The 5498-nt window shown below is 55.5% G+C and carries 3 protein-coding genes and 3 pseudogenes; all 6 read left to right on the top strand.

Annotated elements, in window-relative coordinates:
* Window positions 1–122: pseudogene (locus AB4Y42_RS43385) on the top strand (IS630 family transposase); the annotation flags it as partial.
* A 28-nt stretch (window positions 123–150) separates the two neighbouring features.
* On the top strand, window positions 151–1683 hold the full coding sequence (gene ltrA / locus AB4Y42_RS43380; protein ID WP_368692937.1) for a group II intron reverse transcriptase/maturase: 1533 nt from the start codon (window positions 151–153) through the stop codon (window positions 1681–1683).
* 89 nt (window positions 1684–1772) lie between these two features.
* A pseudogene (locus AB4Y42_RS43375) lies at window positions 1773–2261 on the top strand (DDE-type integrase/transposase/recombinase); the annotation flags it as partial.
* Window positions 2262–2314: 53 nt separating this feature from the next.
* A complete protein-coding gene (locus AB4Y42_RS43370; RefSeq protein ID WP_368692938.1) occupies window positions 2315–3964 on the top strand; it encodes a trehalose-6-phosphate synthase in 1650 nt (549 codons plus the stop codon).
* 27 nt (window positions 3965–3991) lie between these two features.
* A pseudogene (locus tag AB4Y42_RS43365) lies at window positions 3992–4255 on the top strand (transposase); the annotation flags it as partial.
* A gap of 579 nt (window positions 4256–4834) precedes the next feature.
* Entirely contained in the window at window positions 4835–5407 is a 573-nt protein-coding gene (locus AB4Y42_RS43360; RefSeq protein WP_368697781.1) for a reverse transcriptase domain-containing protein, read from the top strand.
* Window positions 5408–5498 lie beyond the last annotated feature (91 nt).

Below are 5498 nucleotides of genomic sequence, written 5' to 3'. Positions count from 1 at the left end.
TTCAAAAAGGTGAAAAGCTGGGCTCAAAAATTCACGAGCAGCTTTCACAAATTAGCCGCGATCCGTGCCTTGTTCGGTCATTTTTTAGGCATCAATCTGTCAGCTATATTGCTGACGTGTGAGTAACTGACCATAGTGAGGTGAAGACCTTTGATAATCAGTGAAATGCAAAGCAAACTGGCGACATGGTCGACGGAGAACAAAGAGCGCAAGTTCGATCGACTCCTGAGACTGATTGCCGACAGGGATTGGCTGAGCGAAGCGGCTCGCATTACGCTGGCATCCAGCGGAGCCCGCACACCAGGAGTGGACGGTGTTGACAGGCGCATGATGAAGGCGAATCTCCAGCATGAACTGGCGACGATACGCGACGAACTGTTGGCGGGCTCGTATAGTCCGCTGCCTGCGCGACGCGTGTACATACCGAAAGCGAACGGCAAGCTCAGGCCGCTCGGCATTCCGAGCCTGCGGGATCGGATCGCGCAACGGGCCATGCTGATGGCGATGGAGCCGATATGGGAGAGCGATTTCCACCCGGCTTCATATGGTTTTAGGCCTGCCCGTAGCGTACATCATGCAATTCGCACGGTGAAGCTTCAGTTGCAGGACGGTGGCGAACAAAGTGTCGCCGGGCGCTGGGTTATAGAGGGCGACCTCGCCAGCTACTTCGACACCGTTCATCATCGTCTGCTTCTAAAGGGAATCCGCAAGCGCGTTGCCGACCAGCGTTTCCTTGCCCTGCTGTGGAAGTTCATCAAGGCGGGCTGCGTTGATCGTGATCTGTTTCGTGCCGCGAGTGAAGGCGTTCCCCAGGGCGGTGTCCTCTCACCCCTGCTATCCAACATCACGCTGCACGAATTCGATGTGTGGATGGAAAGGAACTACCTGAACAAGAAGGTGCGGAAGGATCGGTGGGCGTGGAACTTCGCCATTCTCAAACAGCGCCCCATTACGGTACGAGAGAACCGGCAGTGGAAACCAGCTGTTGCCTACTGTCGGTATGCAGATGACTTTGTGATTGTGGTCAAGGGAACTCGTGAACATGCCGAGGCAGTGCGCGAAGCATGCCGCGAGGTCCTCGAAGGCGACCTGAAGCTCACGCTGAATATGGAGAAGACCCATATCACGCATGTGAACGATGGCTTCGTCTTCCTCGGTCACCGGATCGTCCGCAAGCGTGGTTCACGCGGTCGCATGCGACCTGTGACGACGATTCCGTGGGAGAAGTATCGGGGCTTTGCCGAGCGGCTAGTCAAGCAACTGTCGGGCAACTACGGCATGAACCGGATGGACCTGATGGAAAGCCTGAACCGGCAGATCACCGGCTGGGCTGCCTTCTACCAATACACCGACTTCACGGCCACCATGTTCAGAAAACTGGACCGCACGGTCTTCTGGAAATTCGGCTACTGGCTCGCGCGCAGGTATCGGCGCGGGTTCAGGTCGCTGATGCGCGATCATGTGCGTGCGCCAGAACCGGGACAGGCCAAGACATGGCTGCTTCAAGGCCAGAATAGTCGGGGTTGGTATGGGACGGTGGCGCTTCGGCGTCTTGTTACCAGTCGGAAGAGCCAGTTCAGGTGGCGTAGCCCGTCGGAAAATCCGTACATCATGCGCGACGAGACACGCAGCACCATCGAATCGCGCTATGCCGATGTCGCCTTTGCTATGAGCAACGCTTGAATGGAGAGCCGGATGCGCTGAGAGGTGCAAGTCCGGTTCGGGGAGGAGAGGCCGGGAGATAGCTCGACTACGTCCGGTCTCTTACTCCACTATCGAGCTGGCAGGGCTTCGTCTATGTCGCGTTCATCATCGACGTGTTCGCCCGACGCATTGTCGGCTGGCGTGTGTCGAGTTCGGCGCGCACGGACTTCGTTCTGGACGCACTGGAGCAGGCCTTGTACGAGCGACAGCCGGTGCAGCAGGGCGGGCTGATCCATCACAGCGACCGCGGCGTGCAAGGCGTATCAATCCGCTATACGGATCGGCTGGTCGAGGCTGGCATCGAGCCGTCAGTGGGCAGCGTGGGCGACTCCTACGATAACGCACTGGCTGAAACGATCAACGGCTTGTACAAGGCAGAGGTGATCCATCGCCTCGGACCGTGGCGCAATCCGCAGGCGGTTGAGCTGGCGACGCTCGAATGGGTTGACTGGTTCAACAATCGTCGGTGGCTCTTCGGCCCCATCGGCAACATTCCACCTGCCGAGGCGGAAGCCGCCTATTATTCAAAACTCGCTGGGTCCGCTATCGCGGCGTGACTCAAGCAAAACAGCCTCCGGGAAACCCGGGGCGGTTCAGAGGTATTAATTCCATGTTCAACAGTGCAACTCCCTCTATTTATTCGCCGACAATTAATCGCGACCCCTTCGACACATTCGCAACCACACAAAGCGAGGCACTTCAGAAGCCTGATCTTCCTCGGTCCGGACCTTCGCAGTTTGAGGGGCTGCCAGAAGCGCCGCGACGGAACATCTTGGGTGGAAAGGGCTCCGAGCTGTTTCGATCAAAATCTGAGGCATCAGCACCGCCAAGTTCAGATCGCCGCCTGGTAGTGGTATCGAACCGGCTTATAGATCCGAACAAACCTGCTTCAGGTGGGCTTGCAGTTGCGCTTGGCGAAATGATGCATAACACCGAAGGACTATGGTTCGGCTGGAGCGGTAAAACATCCGACGCCTCCGAAGTGACTAGCGTTCGAACCGAATCCTTCGGACGGACGACATTGGCACAAGTTGATTTGAGCAAGAAGCTTCACGATGGTTACTATGCGGGCTTTTCTAACTCTGTGCTTTGGCCTGTTTTTCACGAAAAAGTAAATTTTGCCGACCTTAACCCCGAGTACTTTGAAGATTATGAGACTGTCAATAAAATGTTCGCCTCAAAACTGGCCCCCTTGCTCAGAAAAAGTGACATCCTATGGGTTCACGACTACCATCTCATTCCTTTTGCGCAAGCGTTACGTGCGCTCGGATGCCAACAAAGAATAGGTTTTTTCAATCACATCCCGCTCCCGCCTCCCGATATCATCAAACAAATTCCCCAACATCGGAAATTGATGGAGGGCTTGATGTCATACGATCTCGTCGGGATGCAGTGCCCTAAAGACGTGGAGAACCTCCGCTTGTACGCGGAAACCGAAGGCGTCGGTCAACGGTTGAACGAACGTGATTTGAGAGCTTTCGGGAGGAAAGCCCGTATCCAAGCCTTTCCGATCGGCATTGATGTCGAGAATCTTAGGGCGCTTCAGCCAAGCAGTGCCTCAGAAGCAATCCTTGACGACGTCCGTAATGAGTCAGGTAGGCGCATGCTTATGGTCGGCGTTGATCGGCTGGACTACAGTAAGGGGGTACCCAAGCGTCTAAAAGCCTTCCATGAATTGCTGGATGCTCACCCAGACCTACGGAACAGCGTCACATTCGTTCAGATCGCAGCACCCACACGACTATGTGTTCCCGCGTATGCCAAGTTAAGCGAAAAAACTAGGAAACTGGTGGACGAGATCAACGACCAGTTTGGCACTGTTGATTGGAAGCCCGTGATGTACTTCAACGATTCGGTGGATCGCAACGCACTGCCTGAAATTTATTGCATGAGTCAGGTAGGTGTCGTTACCCCCGTGGCGGATGGCATGAACCTCGTGGCTAAAGAATACATCGCTGCGCAGAAGCCAGAAAATCCTGGCGTTCTTGTGCTATCAACCGGTGCAGGTTCGGCCACTCAACTCAGTGAATCGCTTCTGGTGCCCCCTAAGAATCGAACTGCCATTGCCAAAGCATACCTATGTGCCTTGACCATGTCCTTGGCGGAACGTCAAAAGCGGCACGCCAAACTGCTGGACAATATCAAAACTCAAGACCTACCCTGGTGGAGAGAAACTTACCTTAATGCACTTTGCTCTTCGCAAGAATCCACGGGGATTGAGCTTCCCCCGAAATTTCGCCTTCCAGCAGGTCGTGTGTAAACTCGACCCGAAGGAAGGAAAGAATCGATGTTCAAAATACCAAAGCAGGCATACACCGCCGAGTTCAGGACGCTCGCGGTACAGCGAGTGAAGGACGGGCAAAGCGCGCGGGACGTCGCTCGCGAACTGGGGATTTCACACCAGTCGCTGCGTAACTGGCTCAAGGCCGATGAGGCAGGCAAGCTCAATGGCGCGGGGACAAAGGTTGTCACGCCGGAGCAGATGGAACTGTCACGCCTGCGGGCTGAGAACAAGCGTCTACAGATGGAACTTGAAATCGCAAAAAAAGCGGCGGCGTGTGTGCTATGAAAGCTGTTTGATCGATGAGGGTGGGCCCCTCGATGCCGTCTTTCAGGAGAAGGCATTAAACCACTTCAAGCTGCTGCGTTTAAGAGACGTGGTGGTGAGCGTTGAAGAAAAGGCGCAGTGAATGCGTCAGGTATGGAATAACGAGACGAGCGCAAGCGAACCGTCGATGAGGTGTCGATAGCTTTTTCCACCCGTCGTCAAAACCAGGGTCCACGCTGCACCCTGGGACAAACCAAGCGGGAGCCTGATGACTGGCTTGGTGGCGACCGGCATATAGACGGCGTGACGTTACTCCAGGCGATTGAACGGAACATAGGAACCTGTCATCTCGATGCGAAGGGAGAAGCTTGATTTGAAGGACTCGAAGAAAGCGAGAGTACCGATGCGGGGTACAGGGACGGAGCATTTCGTAGTAGCGGTGAAGCCTCGTAATGGGGGCGGAGCGAAGGGAATGCGTCATCCGGCAAGTCCCGTCGGCCAACCAGAGAATGGGATGAGCCGATGAGTCGAGCCCGGCCGTTTGCAATAACGAAGCAGTCTGTGTGGGCAGCATGGCTTCAGGTGAAAGCGAACCATGGCGCGCATGGTGTGGATGGGCAAACCATCGAGGCATTTGAAGAGCGGCTTGGACGCAATCTGTACAAGCTGTGGAACCGGATGTCTTCAGGGAGCTACTTCCCCCCGCCGGTGCGCGGCGTGGAAATTCCGAAGGGCAATGACAAGAATCGCAAGCGGTTACTGGGAATTCCAACAGTGGCGGACCGCGTTGCCCAAGCGGTTGTGCGCAATTATCTTGAAGCGCAGGTAGAGCCCTGTTTCCATCCGGATTCCTATGCTTACCGTCCTTCAAGGTCGGCGCTGGATGCGATTGCTGCTGTCCGGAGCCGTTGCTGGAAATACGATTGGGTACTGGAATTTGACATCAAAGGTGCGTTTGACCACGTTGATCACGAACTCATGATGAAAGCGGTGCGGCAGCATGCCCGTTGCACATGGGTGGAGCTGTACGTCGAACGCTGGTTGAAGGCGCCAATGATGAGGGGGCAGGAAATGGTGTCGCGGACGCAGGGCACGCCGCAGGGTGGTGTGCTTACGCCTCCTACAATGTTGCATACTTTTCTCTCCTGCGTCTGAGTCGGTCGAATTTTCGCTGCCGCGAACCGGCGGTTGCGGATCGACACGGAACACGACGACGATCTCGTCCTTGTGGATTTCTACGCGCTTG

Origin of the sequence: Paraburkholderia sp. EG286B (assembly GCF_040965655.1) — a bacterium.
In the GTDB taxonomy this organism is placed as follows: domain Bacteria; phylum Pseudomonadota; class Gammaproteobacteria; order Burkholderiales; family Burkholderiaceae; genus Paraburkholderia.
This window is presented reverse-complemented; position numbering and strand designations above follow the sequence as displayed.

Coding starts and splice junctions, on each gene's coding strand:
- AB4Y42_RS43370 (WP_368692938.1), top strand. CDS start 2,315: ATGTTCAACAGTGCAACTCCCTCTATTTATTCGCCGACAATTAATCGC.